We start from the raw sequence: 17,050 nt of genomic DNA, 5'->3' as shown, positions 1-17,050 counted from the left end.
ACTTACATTATCTCGATGTGATAAGTATATTTAATCACATTTTGAGTGGCAGGCCGCGGCTGTGTATCAGGAAGAAGTAAAGAGTGCAATTATATTGCTGTATCTGGGGATTCTTGCCGGAATGGATGTGAGGAAACGGCAGATCAGCCTTGTCCTGACCGGTGTTTTATTCCTTGCAGGCATTGGATGGCAGATTCTGGTGGAACAGACATCGTGGCTGGAATGGCTGCTGTCCCTGCTGCCGGGAGCGGGATTTCTGACGCTCAGTTATATATCACGGGAACAGGTGGGATACGGGGACGGCCTTCTGCTTCTGACGGTTGGAATCTGGCTGGGATTTGGGCAGACATTCGGCGTTCTGACGCTGGGACTCATTCTTTGTTCGGTACTCTGCGGAGTCCTTCTGATGCGGAAGAAAATACGGAAACAGGATTCCATACCGCTGGTGCCGTTTCTGCTGCTTGGATTTGTGGGGAGGTGCGGAATGCTTTGAAAGTGAAAATGAGAAAAGCAAGTATTACGGTAGAGGCAGTTCTGGTCGTGCCGCTTGTTCTGATGGTGATTTTTCTTCTGCTGTCGCTGACATTTTTTGTGCACGCACGGAGCTGGTATACATTTGCGGCATATGAAAGCACAATGCTTGCCGCCAGTGAAGGCCGCCTGTCTGTGGAAAAAGGAGAGGCAGCCGCCCAAAGCCGGATGGAATGGTGGATTTCCCAGATACCGCTTCCGGCTGAACCGGTGACTGTACAGACGGTGTGCAGAGAAAAAGAGATTCAGATAAAAGCAGAAGGAAACATTCTGCCAATCTGGAGCCGGAACGCGTGGGAATATTCGGTTTTGAGTGAAAGCAGGAGAAACAATCCGGTGAAAACGATCCGGAAGATACGGGCAGTAAAACAGATCTGGAACCAGAAGTAAGGACGGAAGCGGAGAAATGCAGATTGATTATAAAAGAGATTTGAACCATACGTATGTTATTTTACAGGAGGAAAAAGAGCCGGACACGGCGTCGTATCAGATTCGTATGCTGCTGACAAACGCAATCCCAGGGCTTTTGGACTGCAAAATCGGGAAAATGGATGATAAAACACTGTTTTACTATGAGGTGACATCAAGGCAGTCGCTTCAGAGTGTGTTTGAACAGCGCTCGATTGGGGCGGAGGCGCTGCGGAAACTGTTTGAACAGCTGCTGGATCTTCTCGAAGAACTGGGGCAGTACCTGCTTGCACCGGACGGCCTCGTTCTGCAGCCGGAGCTGGTTTTTGCAGATGCAAATCTGGAGAACTTTTCCTTCTGTTATCTGCCGGGAAAGCAGGGACACACAGGCTGTTTTCAGAAGCAGATCCGGGAGCTGATGGAATATCTGCTGCCGAAGCTGGATCACCAGGAGCAGGATGCGGTGGTACTCGGGTATGGACTGTATCGGGAGATTTCGGCGGAGATCTTTTCGGTTGAGATGATTCAGGCACTCTTATATCAGACAGGGAAAGAGAAGAAAGAAACGACGGAGCAGGAGGGAAAAGAGCGTCCCAGGGAAGAAAATCCGCCTGTACAGATGGAGGAAACACTTTGGGAAGAACAAGAAGTGGAAGCGGCGGAAAATTTTTTTGTGGAAGCGGAGGAAGAAAAGGATGAGGGACGCTGGAAAAATATTGTGGAAGCAGTGATCTGCATCGGATTTCTGGGAGGTGTGCTGGCACTGCGGTGGACACAGGCCGAAACTGTTTGGTATCTGGTGCTGGGAGGAGCGGCGGCTGTTGTGGGAATTGTAAGTCTGGCATTGGAACTTGCCAGCCGATGGAAAAAGCGGCAGTCGGGAACAGAAACAGGAAGCTATGGGAAGGCCGCAGGAATCCGGAAACAAGGAGAAACAGGAGATGTATTTTCGGAATATCAGAATCGGAAGGGCTTAAAACAGAAAGATGGAACATGGAATCCGAAAAGCGATACAGAACAGCAGGGATGGAAAAGGGATTCCTCAGTCGAAAAAGAGAAAACATGGGAAAAGAATGAAGAACAGGAAAACAGAAAGATGCACAGCCTGATGGAATTGGAGGGGCATGAAGAGGATCTGTTTGGAAAAACGGAACTGCTGACCAGCCCGGAGGATGAGGGAAGGGCATATCTGATTCCGATAGATCCGATTGATCTTCCGCTGATTCCGATTGAACGCGGAAGCACATTGATTGGAAAACTGTCAGCGGCGGCAGATGTAATTCTGCCATACCGTACGGTAAGCCGCCTTCACGCAAAGCTGGTCAGTACAGAAGAGGGAGATTATCTGCTGGATCTGAATTCGCGGAACGGAACAACGGTGAATGGCGTTCCATTGATGGGCGAGACAAAAAAGAAGCTGGAGGATGGAGACGATATCTCATTTGCCGGGAAGAAATACCGGTATAAGGCGGGAGAGAAAAACAGAAATTAGAGAAAAATGACGCATTACACTTTTTCGATTTGGAGAAAGCGCTGGATGCGTTATTTTTAATATGGCAGAATGATCAAAGAAAAAAGTTATGCGAATGAAACAAAAATATTATAGAAAAGAAAATTATGCATAAAATTAAAAAAAGAAATAATGTAAAAAATAATGTCATAAAACGTCGAAAGCCGTCGTGAAGCGTCAATAATTGTCGAAAAACGTTTATCAAAAAAGAAAAAAATTTGACGATTTCTTGCATTTACAAGTGAATTAAATTATAATAAAAAAATAGCACAGATAAGGAAATGATGTAATGGAAGAACAAAGGAAAAACAGTTACGATCCGAACGAAGATATCGTGGACCGTATGTGGAAGAGGTCAAAAAACAGCATCAATCTGGTCATCGTCGTATGCAATATTCTGGTATTCCTTGCAGTCACACTGACCGGAGGGACAGAGAGCTCCAGACATATGATGGACTGCGGTGCGGCGTATGCGCCGCTGATTGAGAGCGGAGAATACTATCGCCTGTTTACGAGTATGTTTCTTCACTTTGGCATCCAGCATCTGATCAACAACATGCTGCTTCTTTTGTTCCTTGGGGATTACCTGGAACGCGCAGTTGGAAAGATCCGTTATCTGGTCATCTATCTGGGCGGCGGACTCGTCGGAAATCTGTGCTCGTATCTGCATGAACTGTCCCTGATGAAAACAGGGGAAGCACCGGCAGTTTCCGCCGGCGCTTCGGGAGCGATTTTTTCTGCTGTCGGAGCGATGCTTGTTCTTCTGGCATTTCGGAAAGGAAGGCTGGAGGATCTCACCTTCCGGAGGATGGCCGTCATGGCTGTCCTTTCGCTGCTGGTCGGATTCCAGTCTTCAAATGTGGACAACTTCGCACACATCGGCGGTTTTCTGGCAGGTGCAGTCCTGATGGCGGTTCTCTATCCGGGAATGGCAAGGATCAGGAAAAGGGGAAAACGACCGTAAAGGTGCTTCCTTCCCCGGGAACGGAAGAAACGGAAATCGTGCCGTCGTGTGCGGTTACAATTTCCTTGCAGATGGCAAGTCCAAGTCCGGTTCCGTTTTTCTTATGTGTGACAAAAAGGTCAAAGAGAGTCGGCAGATCCTCGGCGGGGATTCCGCAGCCAGTGTCCTGCACACGGATGGTCAGAAAGTCACCGTCGAAACAGAGAGAGATTTTGATCGTTCCGCCGGAAGGCATTGCTTCCGCCGCATTTCGGATCAGGTTCAGAAAAAGCTGACGAAATTGCGTGGTATCAAGGGCAAAGCGCGGAATGGCAGATTCCTTGACAAGTTCAATGGAAACCTGTTGTTTTTCGAGGAGAACGCCGGTATCGGCACAGAGATTCTGGAGCAGAAGATAAGGATTCACGTAAGCGCGTACCGCCCGATATGAATGATTATAGCAGGAGAGCTCATCGAGCAGGGAGTTCAGAAAAGCCATATTTTCCTGGATTTTCTGAAAATAGAGATCGTTGGAAAGCTCCGGATGCGCTAAAAGAAGAAGCTGATGAAAGCTGTGGATAACCGCAACAGGATTTCGAACCTCATGTGAAATCCGGGAAATCATAGCGTGACATTCTTCCGATAAGCCCTGTGAATTGGTTGTTGGTTCTTTTGACATAGCCGTATCCTCCTTATGATGCGTAGGTAATGATTTTTGATTAGGCAAAAGTTTAGCATTGAAAAGGGGGAGCGCGCAACAAAAAGCGTTCTGCATTATTTGACATTTTTCGACAAATAGTGAGAAAATAGAGTTGTTCGGAACCGTGCAGAACGGGATTCGGAACAACAGAAGAATTAAAAAAAGTAAAGGAGAAAAAGATCATGGATTGTATTTTTTGTAAATTAGCAAACGGAGAAATTCCAACCGCGACATTGTATGAGGACGATGAGTTCCGTGTCATTCTGGATCAGGGACCGGCAACGAAAGGACATGCGCTGATTCTTCCAAAACAGCATTTTGCAAACATTTATGAAATTCCGGATGAAACCGCAGCGAAAGCAATGATTCTCGGCAAAAAAATGGCGACGGCCATGACGAAAGCGCTTCATTCTGATGGCTTCAATCTGGTACAGAACAATGGTGAGGCAGCAGGACAGACGGTATTCCACTTCCATATGCATCTGATTCCAAGATATGAAGGTGACAATGCCGGTATTGCTGCATGGAAGCAGGGAACTCTCGAGGATGCGGTAAAAGAGCAGATCATTGAGAGCGTGACGGCAGAGCTGAAGGCCTGAGAAAAGGCTGGCAGCAGCCAGAAAAAGAATCAATGACAGACGAACAGGGGCGGAGAACAATGGACAAAAATAACTTTTCAGAAATATATAAAAAGTATGTAATGACAGCCTATTCAGCCGCAATGCAGGTGGTGCACAATGAAGCCGATGCGGATGATATCGCACAGGAAACGATGGTGAAACTGTACCTGAATATTGATGCGCTGGATGAAGACAGAGTAGAAGGCTGGGTCCGTGTCGCTGCAAAGAATCTGGGAATTGATTATCAAAGAAAAGCACAACGTTTTGACTGGAACGAACTGGATGAGGATCTTCGGGCGGAAGAGATGGAACTTCCGACGCTTGCAGAGGAAGAAAAGCAGGAGAGAAATCATTTTTTTCGGGAAGTGATGGATGCACTGAAAGATCATGATGAATCGGGTTATTATATTACGCGTGAAATCAAGGTGCATGAGCGTTCGGAAAAGGAAGTAGCATCCGAAATGGGTATCACCATAGGAAATCTGCGGGTGAAAATGACCCGGACGAAAAAATGGCTTTGCCAGCACTTTGCTGACAAAGCCAGAGAAAGGGGATTTCTGTAGTTACTATTTGCGTTCGCATTCCTGGATCAGGGAAAGGATGCGGCCGATGGAATCGGTGTGGCTGCTCTTCTTCATCGCATTGATGTAGGTCTGACGGTTTTCGTAAACCTCACGGATTGCGGACTGAAGAGTCTGCGCATTCACGGATTCTTCTTCCAGAACTTTACTGTAACCCTGACGCTCAAAGGAACGCGCATTTAAAATCTGGTCTCCGCGGCTGGCATTGGCAGAAAGCGGAATCAGAATGTTTGGTTTTGCCAGAGCACTGATTTCGCAGATCGCATTTGCGCCGGCGCGGGAGATGATCAGATCTGCTGCGGCGAAGAGATCCGGGAGCTCATCTTTGATGTACTCGAACTGAACGTAACCTTCGGTACCATTTAAGGATGCATCCAGTTTATCTTTACCGCAGAGATGAATCACCTGGAAATCTTTCAGAAGTTCTGGTAAAATAGAACGGACCGCATTATTGACAGCGACGGAACCGAGGCTTCCTCCGATGACGAGAATAACCGGTTTTGCGGCATTGAATCCGCAGAACTTCAGGCCTTCCCGTGCATCGCCGGACAGCAGTTCCTGGCGGATTGGCGTTCCGGTCAGAACGGCTTTGTTTTCCGGGAGACATTTAACGGTTTCCGGGAAATTACAGCAGACCTTTGCAGCGGACGGAATACACAGCTTATTTGCCAGGCCAGGCGTCATATCCGATTCATGGATGAGCGCCGGGACTTTACATGCTTTGGCGGCAAGGACAACCGGTACCGAAACGAAGCCGCCTTTGGAGAAGACAACGTTTGGTTTCAGCTTTTTGAGCAGTTTTTTTGCTTCAAAGTAGCCTTTTACGACGCGGAATGGATCGGAAAAGTTTTTCGGATCGAAGTAGCGGCGCAGCTTTCCGGATGAAATTCCGTAATACGGAATGCCGAGATCTTCGATCAGCTTGCGCTCCATACCGTCGTAGGAACCGATATAAGAGATTTTATAACCTGCTTCCTTTAATTTTGGAATCAGGGCAATATTCGGGGTAACATGGCCGGCGGTACCTCCGCCTGTCAGAACAATATGCTTCATGAGAATTCCTCCCTGGAATTTGATAATATCATTTGGCTTTTATTATCCCCTCAAGAAGAAAAAAAGTCAAGAGCGGTTACAACATGGAAAATGCCGAGGAACGGAAGAAGATGAAAAAGATAGAAAAAGAAGAACAGCTGAAAAAGAAACTGGAGCAGACGATGGAAGAAAAAATGGCTGCGGATTCGAAAACGGTGGAAGGGGAATCGGCAGTTGTAAAGGCAGAGGAAGGAAACACAGCAACAGAACAGGAGCCGGAGGCTGCGCCTGCACTTTCAGAGGAAGAACTGAACGCAATGTACGAGCGCTTCCAGCAGCAACTCCAGAAGGAAGGACTCGCGGACGCGGAAGGCAACCCGACAGAAAAAACACTGGAGATCCGCCGCCAGATCGTGGAGAGAAAGGCAGAACGCGAAAAGCAGGCGGAGAGACAGAAGAAGATTGCGAAGAGAGCGAAAACAACAAAACACTGGGTACGGACGGCAAAGGCGGCTGGTGTTGTGTTGGTTGTGGGAGCTTGCGTGTTTGGAGCTAGTATGACGAGCGAGGCGAATCGGATTCGGCTGGCGGAGACGATTAATGGAGTTCGGAATGCTGGAGATGCTACATGGGTAGATAATGGAGAGAAGAGAAAGTATACAGGAGGAAACTTGGACGAAGCTCAAAAACAAATACGAGATACGTTACATCTACCAGTTCCAGAATTTTATTATGTTCCAAAAGGAATGGAATATTATGATTTTACAATAATAGCAGAAACACAGATAGCACTAATAGAATATCAATATAATGAACATATAGTATATTTTCAATTATCATCGAATGAAAATGATTTATCATATGGAAGTTGGAAAGACAAGGAAAAGGTTCAAGTAGAAACTCTTGATGATGTGATAGAAGTAGAAATGGGAACAATTTCTGAAAATAATGAAGAAAATTATTATGCGACTTGGAAATATAAAGATGCATATTATCAATTAAGTGGACAGATAGAGAAGGAAGAATTGATAAAAATTTTAAATGAAATGCAGTATAATCTGTAATTATTTGAGAAATTAAACGTATTTATTATGTAGATGAGGACGAGGGGAAAGAGGAAGTATGAAAAAGGTTATTAATTTGAAAAGCTTACTCTTTTGCGCTATGCTCGTTGTAACGATGTCATTAAATACAGTGAATGCACAAGCGGGGGCATTGGACTATTTAGGACGTGTAATCGATGGATCAGAGTTAACAAATGAAACAGAATCAATTGGAAATTACCAGAGCGTAGCAAGAAGTACTTATTTGCATCAAGGATTTGTAAGGATTACAAATAATGGAAATGGTTATATTGGAATTTCTGGCGGAACACAATGCAATGTTAGTTGCAACACAGTAAAATTAAATGTATATTTAGAACGTTCAAGTGGACCAGAAGATTTTTATAGTTATCAAAAATGGCAGTGTGTAGATTATAATACGAATTCTTTATATATGGGTAAAGAAATTAAAGTTGAAAAGGGATATTATTACCGTTTACGTGGATATCATTCCTGCACTAAGAATGGTGTCACTGAAAATGGTGGAAGTTCAACAAATGGTATTTATATCGGTTAACAAAATATTTATATAACCAATAACCATTAAAATACGAGCAAATAAAGTGTTATTATATAAGCGCAAGAGAGGAAGCGTAAATAAACGGAAACAATTTTTAACCCAGTAGTTCCACCACGCTCCCTCACCCCTAAGAAAAAAAGCGGGGCCAGTCCCCTATAGAAACCTTATAACAATGAATATATTAAGACGAAAACGCAGATCTTTCAGGATTTTCAACGCGTCGAAATTCCTTTTTCCAACCACAACACAGATCTGAGTCATCATGTGTTACTATGTTCAGCGTGTGAGTGATCATACGGAACATCGGCTGGCCCCGATAAGTGAGGCATCGGTATTACTGCAGGAATACCGGTGCCTCTTTTCTATGCACTTCCGGCGGCCGATGCCCATAATTGAACAAAAATATCAAGATTGTTGTGCAATCTGCCTTAAAATTCCGTTGGAATCTGCCAGATATTATGCTATAATAATCAAAAAAGAGAGAATAAGCATAAAATACAAAAGGAATTTCAGATTATTTTCGCGGACAACGCGTCAAAGACCATGCTGGCATGAGAACTTGACGACTGCCGCGATAACGGGCCAAACGCATAACGCGTGATTTGACCCGCAGTGACAACATTTTGTCCCCGAACAAAACGGGAGAACAGGAGGCATCTTATGCGTCTTACATTTCTTGGAGCAACACATGAAGTGACGGGCAGTTGTTATTATCTGGAGGCTGCCGGAAAGAAGTTTTTAGTGGACTGCGGTATGGAGCAGGGACCGAATATTTATGAAAACAAGCCGATTCCGGTCCCGGCATCCCAGCTTGATTTTGTATTGATCACGCACGCGCACATCGATCACACCGGAAATCTGCCGCTGTTGTATGCGCACGGCTTCCGCGGCCCAATCTATATGACTCCGGCGACGGTAGCGCTTTCGGACATCATGCTCCGGGACAGCGCACACATTCAGCTTGCCGAGGCCGAGTGGCGGAACCGCAAGAACCGCCGGGCGGGAAAAGAAGATTACGTCACACCATACACAATGGAGGACGCCCTCGGCGTGATCCGCTTGCTGGAGGGCATTCCGTATCATCAGCGTGTGACACTATCGGACGGCATTCAGATCCGTTTCCTCGATGCCGGTCATCTGCTCGGTTCCGCATCCATTGAGCTGTGGCTGACAGAGGACGGTGTGACGAAAAAACTGCTCTTCTCCGGCGATATCGGAAATATCCATCAGCCGCTGATCAACGACCCGGAGTACCCGGAGAGCGCTGATTACGTGATTATGGAATCCACCTACGGTGACCGGAGCCACGGTCCGAAACCGGATTATGTACCGGAGCTGGCAAAAATCATTCAGGAAACGCTCGACCGCGGCGGCAACCTCGTGATCCCGTCGTTTGCTGTTGGAAGAACGCAGGAGATGCTGTACTTTATTCGTGAAATTAAGGCAGAACATCTGGTTCACGGCCACGGCGAATTCCCGGTTTACGTGGACAGTCCGCTTGCCGTTGAGGCAACCAATATTTTCCGCGATCATCAGAAAGAGTGCTACGATTCCGATGCGGCTGCGCTCCTTGCGCAGGGCATTAATCCGATTCTGTTTCCGGGCTTAAAGCTCTCGATTACATCCGATGAGTCGAAAGCCATCAACTTCAACGAAACCCCGAAGGTCATCATATCCGCAAGCGGCATGTGCGATGCAGGCCGAATCAAGCATCATCTGAAGCACAACCTCTGGCGGCAGGAGAGCACGGTTCTCTTCGTCGGCTATCAGGCCGTCGGTACACTGGGACGGGCGCTGATCGGAGGCGCGAAGGAGGTGAAACTGTTCCAGGAAGAGGTTCATGTGAACGCGCACATCATCCAGTTTCCGGGCATGAGCGGCCACGCAGATCAGGAAGGACTGCTCAAATGGGCGGGCAGTCTGCAGGCAAAACCGGACCGCGTTTTCGTAACGCACGGCGAAGATAAAGTGACGGAAATTTTTGCAGAAAAACTGTGGGACGAATTCCGCTACCCGGCGATGGCTCCGTTCTCCGGCACGGTATTTGACCTGAAAGAAAATGAATTCATCGAAAAAACCGTTGGCATTCCGATCCAGAAGGAAACAACGGCAAACGCAGGAACACTGCGCACGAGAAGCAGCGGAAATGCCGTCTTCGATCGTCTCGTTGCGGCTGGTCAGCGGCTGCTCACCGTCATTACAAGAAACAAAGGCGGTGCTAACAAAGACCTTTCGAAATTTGCCGATCAGATCAACAGTCTCTGCGACAAATGGGACAGATAAAGCAGTCCGGTGGCTGGAAGAAAGACTGTGCTATTAATATAGAAGAAAAACCGGAAGAAAGCAGGCGGCAGGGAAGCTGTGCTGCATCAGAAAAGAAAAAACAGAAGTGGATAAATTACAAACTCCCCGGGGTGAGCATTCCCCGGGGAGTTATTATAATAAAAAAGAGCAAGCGTAAAAAAAGTTATTTCTGGATAGCCTGTTCCAGCGCTTTTGCAAGCTGGTCTGGACATGATGTTCCGCGTCCGTTGCAGTCGATGCCTTTCATGCGGGAGATGGCTTCGTTTACGTCCATGCCCTCAACGAGTCTTGCAACACCCTGTGTGTTTCCGTTGCATCCGCCTACGAACTGTACGTTGTGTACTTTACCGTCTTCTACCTCAAACAGAATTTTTCTGGAACAGGTACCTTTTGTTGTATATTCCATCGATAAGATCCTCCTTTGTGAATAAAAAATTAGAACATTATCGTGAACTTCAGCCACGATAATTCTTCGGTTCCTGCTATTATATCATAGATTACGAAAACAGCAAAGAAAAAAGATACCACAGATCCAAAATTTATTGTATACTGTAACAGGAATTACAAAGAAACCAGAAGGAAAAGAAAATGGACTCCCGGAGTTTTCCGTTCTTACTTTAGCGGCTGACCGCTGACAAAAATGATTTCATAAAAGCAAGAACAGAAAGAATCGGAGAGTACATGTAAAGTTATTGGAGGATATCATAAACATGAAGTTAATCGGAATTATCGGTGCAATGGAAGTTGAAGTTGCAAGCTTAAAGGAAATGATGACGGATGTTACAATCCGCACGAAAGCATCCATGGAGTTCAACCACGGTTACCTGAACGGAAAAGAAGTGGTTGTTGTGCGCAGCGGAATCGGCAAAGTAAATGCCGGTATCTGCACCCAGATTCTTGTAGATGATTACGGCGTGGACTGTGTCATCAACACCGGAATTGCAGGCTCCCTGCGGAATGAAATCAACATCGGCGATATCGTCATTTCGACCGATGCTGTTCAGCACGACATGGATGTGCGCATCTTCGGATACCCGCTCGGCGAGATTCCGCAGATGGGTGTTTTAAGTTTCCCGGCAGACGAGCACCTCGCAGAGGTGGCAGAGGAAGTCTGCAAGGAAGTCAATCCGGAAATCCAGGTATTCCGCGGACGCGTGGTCAGCGGTGACCAGTTTATTTCCAGCAAAGAAGTGAAAAACCATCTGATCGAGGAATTCAACGGTTCCTGCGCCGAGATGGAGGGCGCTGCGATTGCGCAGGGCGCTTATCTGAACAAGATTCCATACGTCGTACTCCGCGCCATCTCCGACAAAGCAGACGACAGCGCAACGATGGACTACCCGACCTTTGAGAGTGAGGCAGCCCGCCACTGTGTCAACCTGCTGCAGGAAATGGTAAAACGTCTGTAATCTAAAAAAAGCAGGAAGAAAAAATCGACAAACGGGCAGGCGAAAACCAGCGAAACCAGGCGAACCGGCACGAAAGCAGTCCCCTGAAGGAACGAAAAATAAAAATTCACGCGAAAAAGCACAGAATCACAAAGAATTTGACGAACGTTTTTTGTTTCCAAATTTTTCCGGCGGTGCTATACTGTGGCACATCGGAACAAGAAGATTCTCACTACGGATTGCTCAGCAGTAAAACACTTGCTGTTTTGCTGCGTAAGAAAGTGATTCAGGTGTGAGCAGCCCTACTTTTGCGAAGCAAAATTTTCAATGAGGGCTGCGAATGTTACAGTTCACAGGTACCTGGGAACTGTAACACGTCTCCACTGCCGATATGCCTGCGGAAGAATCCTGTGCGCGCAAATTCTGCCGCGGCATCCGCCGATGCACCGCAACGGAACGGGAGCACCGGCATATGATCATGACAGGCAAATTCAAAAATCATCAGGGGGAATAAGAATGCTGGAGTTTTGTGTGAAACAAAATGTGTTCTTATACGCAATGATAGCAGCAGGAATCGCCGGTGTGTGGTGCCTGTTCTGGAATAACCGTTTCTACACCCGGGCCATCCGCGATCTCGGAAGGCTGAAGGAACCAAAGTCGAAATGGACCAGGTCGGTGCTGGAAACGTGTCAGAGAAAAGCGCATCCCTTTTCGAATGCCGGGGCGTTTATGCGCAGCCAGATTGCACAGGGCAGGTCAGCGGGAATGGCAGTCCCGACGCTTCTGCGCGGAAGCCAGAATATGATCCTCACGGTTCTGGCGCTGTCGATTCTTTCGCTGTGGGCGATCTACCGATACCGTTATGGAGAGGCGGAGCTGATGCGCTACCTCGGAACGGGCATCGCGCTCGCCGGATGCCTTGTCTTTTTCCGGCTCTGTCTGGATTTCGGCGGAAAAGAGGAAATTCTGCTGAACGGCTGGACAGACTATCTGGAAAATGAGTTTGCAGCGACGAAACAGAGTGCGGTGCTGGAAACCGTACAGCAGACCGAACGGCAGCCGGTGCAGGCGGAAACCATGGCACAGGCAGGAACCGGAGCGGCGAAAGCAAAAGCGCAGACTGCGGGAAGCGAGTCCGCCAAAGAGAGGAATGAACTGTTCGCAGATCCGGAAAAAGAAGCGAGGATTTCGAAAGTCAGGGAGGGCATCCGCCAGACCGCCGCGGCCGAGAGCAGGTTTGCCGGAATGCTGACGCCAGAGGAAGAGAAGCTGATGAGGGAGATTATCAGCGAATACGTGTAAATACCAGGGGATCAGGCCGGGGAGCATGGCATATCGACATGACCATATTTCCGAATCGGCAGTCCGCAGGTATCTAAGATAAAAATATTTCAGGCAGTGCCGTCTTTCAAAACAGACAGGCGGCACTGCTTTCCCGGATAAAGCAGAATCATCATCTGCAAAAGGAGGAACCAACATGAGACTTGTAATTCTTGAGGCAGAGTCACTGGGAAAGGACATGGATCTGTCCGGCTTTTCCCGTTTTGGAGAAGTGACAGTATATGAAAAAACAACGGAGGAGGAATGCCCGGAGCGTGTGCGGGAGGCGGATATTGTCATCTGCAACAAGGTGCGCATGTGCAGCCGCACCCTGTCCGGCGCGGAGAACCTGAAACTGATCTGCGTCACCGCAACCGGCATCAACAACATCGATCTCGATTATGTGAAGCGCCACAACATCGCCGTGACGAACGTCGCCGGCTATTCCACCGTCAGCGTGGCCCAGCACACCTTTGCGATGTACTTCTATCTGGCAGAAAAACTCCGTTATTACGATGATTACGTAAAAAACGGCAGCTACGCCGCCAGCAGCCTTTTCACCTGCATGGACAGACCGTTCACCGAGCTGGAGGGCAAGACGTGGGGCATCATCGGCCTTGGCGCGATCGGCAGAAAAGTGGCTTCGATTGCACAGGCATTCGGCTGCCGTGTGATCTATTACTCCACCTCCGGTGCACACGACGATCCGGACTACGAGCGGGTCGATCTCTATCGTCTGCTGAAGGATTCTGATGTGGTTTCCATCCACGCCCCGTTAAATGAGGCGACCGAGAACCTGATGAATATCGAAACGTTTGCCAACATGAAGCGGAACGCAATTCTGATCAACGTCGGCCGCGGCTCGATCGTGAATGAGCGTGACCTCTGCTGTGCCCTGCGCGAGGGCCTGATCGCCGGAGCAGCGCTCGATGTACTTTCCAGCGAGCCGATCCGCAGTGACAGTCCGTTGCTGAAAATGGCGGACGATGACCGCCTGTACATTACGCCGCACATCGCCTGGGCATCGAAGGAAGCCCGCACGCGCCTGATCGGACTGGTGCAGAAAAATATTGCTTCGTACCTGGAAGGCGGCATGGAAAACCGCGTGGTATAAAAGGGGTACAAAGCCAGGGACAAAATACATAAAAAGAGCCGGACATCCGACGGAACCGCAGAGGGGACTGTAAGAACAGCCACTCCCAAGTTCCGCCGGATGCCCGGCTTTTGCATTTGCTTTATTACTGCAAAAACGAGAGAACATTATTCCTCTGTAATCTGAATTTCCAGATAATCAAACTCCAGCGATTCAATAAAATTATCCTGTGTGAACCGCGTTTTCGATCTCCGTTTAAACTCCGAAATATTCGTATCGAGCCAGATCGGCTTCGCCAGATTCCAGGCATCACAGATTTCATCGAGCGCACGGAAGACCTTGTGCGTTCTGGTATCCTCATCGTCGATGCAGACGGTAAGATCCTGAAGAACATGATTGTTTTCCACTAATTTTCCCCACATCTGAAACATATTAAAAATCCTCCTGAAAAGTACAAAGTGAACAGTGCATTTGGAACGACCGTGTTAATCGCTGGTAACGGTATGCAGTTCTTTAAAATCCTTCGGCGAGATCCCGTACTCTTTTTTAAACGCGCGGTAAAAACTCGAATAGTCGTGAAATCCGAACAGCAGATACACCTTCGTGACCGGTACATCGCCGAGCAGCGCTTCACGGCACCTTGCCAGCCGCTTTTTGGAAATGTACTGGTGGATCGACATGCCGATTTCATCCTTGAAAACGTGTGCAATGTGATATTTGCTCACAAAAAGTTCCGCCGCCAGCCGTTCGAGCGACAGATCCTCGGACAGGTGCTCATCAATATAGAAACAGAGCTGTTCATACAGCGAGAGCTGTGCTTTCCGGGTGAGCGGGTGATGCTGCTCATACACCGTTCGGTTGATCTGCATCAGCAGGTCGCTGACGTAGAGAAAAATCTGCGTCTCTTTTCCAAAATGATCGGACCGCATTTCTTCGATCAGGCGGATGGTGCGGTACTGGATCGTGTTGAACTCGACGGAATCGAGCGGGAACAGATATTTCTGATTTTCGGCAGCGTATTCCATCAGGTAAACGTAGTCGGCGGAACGGGCGCAGAGCTGCTCTGCAAAAGCGGCGCTGACCCAGAACACAAAGCGGCGGTACGGCACAGACAGGTCGTGCATCACCAGATGATGCGGTACGCCGGGCGGAATCAGAAGAAGATCGCCGGGCGTCGGTGTGTAGAGCACTCCGTCGATTTCCAGTGAGATCGCCCCTTCGAGAAAGAGATAGAACTCATAATGCGTATGCGTATGTTCTTTTACGCCGGGCACATCGTCGGTGCTGTAATAGTATAACTCAAACGTATCCGAAATCATGTACTGCCGGGTGGCAAATTTCGTCTGCAGTTTTTCTTTCATAATAAAAGCATCCTTGCAAAAAAATGATATTTTTGAACCATAACAACAATTCCCAGCATATCACAAAACAGCAAGTTTTACAATGTATTCGGCAATTCGCACAATAGAAAAAAACAACTTGTCCGGTTATGATACAAGGGAATAAAATAAAAACAGAATGCAGAATAAATTTCAGATAAAGATCAAAACGGAGGAACAGCTATCATGAATCAGATTCTCGAACAGCTTGGAACATACGGCATTGTGCCGGTTGTCGTTTTACAGGATGCAGCAAAAGCAGAGCCGCTTGCCAAAGCTCTCTGCAAGGGCGGACTTGCCTGCGCCGAGGTGACCTTCCGCACCGATGCGGCAGAAGAATCCATCCGCATTATGAGCGAAAAATTCCCGGAGATGCTGGTGGGAGCCGGAACTGTGCTCACAACCGAGCAGGCGGACCGCGCCGTGAAAGCCGGAGCAAAATTTATCGTCAGCCCGGGCCTCAACCCGGAGGTAGTAAAATGGTGCCAGGCACACGAAGTACCAGTGATCCCGGGCATCGTGACCCCGACTGAGATGGCGCAGGCAATCGGTCTTGGGCTCACCATGGTGAAATTCTTTCCGGCAGAACCGGCAGGCGGACTGAAATACATCCGTGCCATCGCAGCACCGTACACCATGATGAAATTCATGCCGACCGGCGGCATCAACCCGCAGAATGTAAGAGAATACCTGGCATACGACCGCATCGCAGCATGCGGCGGAAGCTGGATGGTAAAAAATACGATGATTGAAAACAACGAATTCGACCGCATTGAAGAGCTGGTGAAAGAGGCGGTTGAGATCGTAAAGGAAAGCCGGACGTGACGACATCCTTCCCGCAGCCGCTGGGCACCGACCGTTGACCTCGAGCGTGATCCGAGATGGGGAAGAAACGAGGAGGGCTACGGCGAGAACCCTGTGCTGACCGGAAAAATGGCCGGCGCTTACATCGAGGGAATGCAGGGCGACGATCCAAAATATCTGCGCTGTGCATCAACCCTGAAACACTTCTATGGAAACAACACCGAGGTCGGCCGCGGCTGGAAGAACTCTTCGATTGACCCGCGGAATAAATATGAGCTGTATCTCGAGCCGTTCCGCAGATGTATTGAGGAGAGCGGTGCAGAGGGCATCATGACGGCGTACAACAGAATCAACGGCACCGTCGGCGGAATGGTCCGGGAAAACATGGAAATCTCGGAATCCGTCATCATGAAACAGGCGGACCAGAAGATGTATGAAAATAAAAAAAGTTCACGGTGAATCGCCGCAATGGATTGTCCCCGCGGGTCTTTTCGTGGTACAATGAAACATAACCGATAAAAAGAAAAACGAGGGCAGAACATGAACGAATTATATGAAATGATTGAAAAGAAAATCAAAGAATCCGGCTATCCGCGGCCGATTTCGGGAAGCGATGTTTACGATGACATCTGCGACCAGATCGAGGGAAAAGAGAACGGTTCCTATGTGGTATTATCGAAATTTGATGATGATGTGATTTTCGAGTACCACATCACGGTGATGGATGATGAATTCAACCTCGGCGTGCTGACGATGCGCACCCCGGAGGGCGTGTTTGAGGCTGATTTTGACCAGTAAAAGAGAAAAGAAAGAG

19 protein-coding genes and 1 pseudogene are annotated in these 17,050 nt (G+C 48.1%); 15 read left to right on the top strand and 5 right to left on the bottom strand.

What is annotated here, in order from left to right; all coding sequences use genetic code 11:
* The first annotated feature begins 61 nt into the window (after positions 1-61).
* The 4 genes from DXD02_RS14050 to DXD02_RS14035 all read left to right on the top strand — a co-directional run bounded on the left by DXD02_RS14050 (position 62) and on the right by DXD02_RS14035 (position 3,413).
* On the top strand, positions 62-493 hold the full coding sequence (locus DXD02_RS14050; RefSeq protein WP_022461943.1) for a prepilin peptidase: 432 nt from the start codon (positions 62-64) through the stop codon (positions 491-493).
* Between the two features lie 2 nt (positions 494-495).
* Entirely contained in the window at positions 496-921 is a 426-nt protein-coding gene (locus DXD02_RS14045; RefSeq protein WP_238061911.1) for a TadE/TadG family type IV pilus assembly protein, read from the top strand.
* A gap of 16 nt (positions 922-937) precedes the next feature.
* Positions 938-2,431 carry a DUF6382 domain-containing protein gene (locus DXD02_RS14040; protein ID WP_118667011.1) on the top strand — a complete coding sequence of 498 codons (1,494 nt, stop codon included), beginning with the start codon at positions 938-940 and terminating at the stop codon, positions 2,429-2,431.
* A gap of 307 nt (positions 2,432-2,738) precedes the next feature.
* Positions 2,739-3,413 carry a rhomboid family intramembrane serine protease gene (locus tag DXD02_RS14035; RefSeq protein WP_226906363.1) on the top strand — a complete coding sequence of 225 codons (675 nt, stop codon included), beginning with the start codon at positions 2,739-2,741 and terminating at the stop codon, positions 3,411-3,413.
* On the opposite strand, the gene DXD02_RS14030 is transcribed toward DXD02_RS14035, so the two are convergent.
* Entirely contained in the window at positions 3,388-4,071 is a 684-nt protein-coding gene (locus DXD02_RS14030) for a two-component system sensor histidine kinase NtrB (protein ID WP_055219129.1), read from the bottom strand. The two genes, DXD02_RS14035 and DXD02_RS14030, sit on opposite strands and share 26 nt — an antisense overlap.
* Before the next feature lie 203 nt (positions 4,072-4,274).
* Here DXD02_RS14030 and DXD02_RS14025 point away from each other — a divergent pair, with 203 nt between their 5' ends.
* Complete coding sequence (locus tag DXD02_RS14025; protein WP_172680766.1) at positions 4,275-4,691, top strand: HIT family protein; 417 nt, start codon at positions 4,275-4,277, stop codon at positions 4,689-4,691.
* A gap of 32 nt (positions 4,692-4,723) precedes the next feature.
* Positions 4,724-5,275: an RNA polymerase sigma factor gene (locus tag DXD02_RS14020; protein ID WP_055219133.1), complete on the top strand. Its 552-nt coding sequence runs from the start codon at positions 4,724-4,726 to the stop codon at positions 5,273-5,275.
* Positions 5,276-5,278: 3 nt separating this feature from the next.
* Here the strand turns inward: DXD02_RS14020 and DXD02_RS14015 are convergent, their stop codons facing one another.
* Positions 5,279-6,346 (bottom strand): undecaprenyldiphospho-muramoylpentapeptide beta-N-acetylglucosaminyltransferase, encoded by a 1,068-nt coding sequence (locus DXD02_RS14015; protein ID WP_022461936.1) that lies wholly within the window; start codon positions 6,344-6,346, stop codon positions 5,279-5,281.
* An 83-nt stretch (positions 6,347-6,429) separates the two neighbouring features.
* Between DXD02_RS14015 and DXD02_RS14010 the strand changes: the two genes are divergently transcribed.
* From DXD02_RS14010 to DXD02_RS14005, 3 genes are all read left to right on the top strand, one after another.
* Positions 6,430-7,389 carry a DUF4367 domain-containing protein gene (locus DXD02_RS14010; protein WP_118667010.1) on the top strand — a complete coding sequence of 320 codons (960 nt, stop codon included), beginning with the start codon at positions 6,430-6,432 and terminating at the stop codon, positions 7,387-7,389.
* A gap of 58 nt (positions 7,390-7,447) precedes the next feature.
* Complete coding sequence (locus tag DXD02_RS15330) at positions 7,448-7,945, top strand: DUF6147 family protein (RefSeq protein WP_119206916.1); 498 nt, start codon at positions 7,448-7,450, stop codon at positions 7,943-7,945.
* A gap of 663 nt (positions 7,946-8,608) precedes the next feature.
* Complete coding sequence (locus DXD02_RS14005) at positions 8,609-10,231, top strand: MBL fold metallo-hydrolase RNA specificity domain-containing protein (RefSeq protein ID WP_022461365.1); 1,623 nt, start codon at positions 8,609-8,611, stop codon at positions 10,229-10,231.
* A gap of 184 nt (positions 10,232-10,415) precedes the next feature.
* On the opposite strand, the gene DXD02_RS14000 is transcribed toward DXD02_RS14005, so the two are convergent.
* On the bottom strand, positions 10,416-10,658 hold the full coding sequence (locus DXD02_RS14000) for a TIGR03905 family TSCPD domain-containing protein (RefSeq protein ID WP_022461364.1): 243 nt from the start codon (positions 10,656-10,658) through the stop codon (positions 10,416-10,418).
* Between the two features lie 304 nt (positions 10,659-10,962).
* On the opposite strand from DXD02_RS14000, the gene DXD02_RS13995 reads away from it, so the two are divergent.
* The 3 genes from DXD02_RS13995 (at position 10,963) to DXD02_RS13985 (ending at position 14,074) form a co-directional block, all read left to right on the top strand.
* Positions 10,963-11,661 carry a 5'-methylthioadenosine/adenosylhomocysteine nucleosidase gene (locus tag DXD02_RS13995; protein WP_022461363.1) on the top strand — a complete coding sequence of 233 codons (699 nt, stop codon included), beginning with the start codon at positions 10,963-10,965 and terminating at the stop codon, positions 11,659-11,661.
* Between the two features lie 495 nt (positions 11,662-12,156).
* Entirely contained in the window at positions 12,157-12,942 is a 786-nt protein-coding gene (locus DXD02_RS13990; RefSeq protein ID WP_118667009.1) for a hypothetical protein, read from the top strand.
* Positions 12,943-13,117: 175 nt separating this feature from the next.
* Positions 13,118-14,074 carry a D-2-hydroxyacid dehydrogenase gene (locus DXD02_RS13985; protein ID WP_022461361.1) on the top strand — a complete coding sequence of 319 codons (957 nt, stop codon included), beginning with the start codon at positions 13,118-13,120 and terminating at the stop codon, positions 14,072-14,074.
* Between the two features lie 146 nt (positions 14,075-14,220).
* Here the strand turns inward: DXD02_RS13985 and DXD02_RS13980 are convergent, their stop codons facing one another.
* Both DXD02_RS13980 and DXD02_RS13975 read right to left on the bottom strand, forming a co-directional pair.
* Complete coding sequence (locus DXD02_RS13980; RefSeq protein WP_022461360.1) at positions 14,221-14,484, bottom strand: hypothetical protein; 264 nt, start codon at positions 14,482-14,484, stop codon at positions 14,221-14,223.
* A gap of 54 nt (positions 14,485-14,538) precedes the next feature.
* Positions 14,539-15,414: an AraC family transcriptional regulator gene (locus tag DXD02_RS13975; RefSeq protein ID WP_118667008.1), complete on the bottom strand. Its 876-nt coding sequence runs from the start codon at positions 15,412-15,414 to the stop codon at positions 14,539-14,541.
* 204 nt (positions 15,415-15,618) lie between these two features.
* Here DXD02_RS13975 and DXD02_RS13970 point away from each other — a divergent pair, with 204 nt between their 5' ends.
* The 3 genes and pseudogenes from DXD02_RS13970 to DXD02_RS13960 all read left to right on the top strand — a co-directional run bounded on the left by DXD02_RS13970 (position 15,619) and on the right by DXD02_RS13960 (position 17,034).
* Complete coding sequence (locus DXD02_RS13970; RefSeq protein ID WP_118601524.1) at positions 15,619-16,257, top strand: bifunctional 4-hydroxy-2-oxoglutarate aldolase/2-dehydro-3-deoxy-phosphogluconate aldolase; 639 nt, start codon at positions 15,619-15,621, stop codon at positions 16,255-16,257.
* A 30-nt stretch (positions 16,258-16,287) separates the two neighbouring features.
* Positions 16,288-16,695, top strand: a pseudogene (locus DXD02_RS13965) (glycoside hydrolase family 3 N-terminal domain-containing protein); the annotation flags it as partial.
* An 81-nt stretch (positions 16,696-16,776) separates the two neighbouring features.
* Positions 16,777-17,034: a hypothetical protein gene (locus DXD02_RS13960; protein WP_022461406.1), complete on the top strand. Its 258-nt coding sequence runs from the start codon at positions 16,777-16,779 to the stop codon at positions 17,032-17,034.
* Positions 17,035-17,050: the final 16 nt, after the last annotated feature.

The sequence above is a fragment of the Blautia sp. TF10-30 genome, assembly GCF_003481245.1.
Lineage (GTDB): Bacteria > Bacillota > Clostridia > Lachnospirales > Lachnospiraceae > Fusicatenibacter > Fusicatenibacter saccharivorans.
The sequence above is the reverse complement of the archived record's forward strand: the minus strand, read 5'-3'. Positions and strand labels throughout refer to the sequence as shown.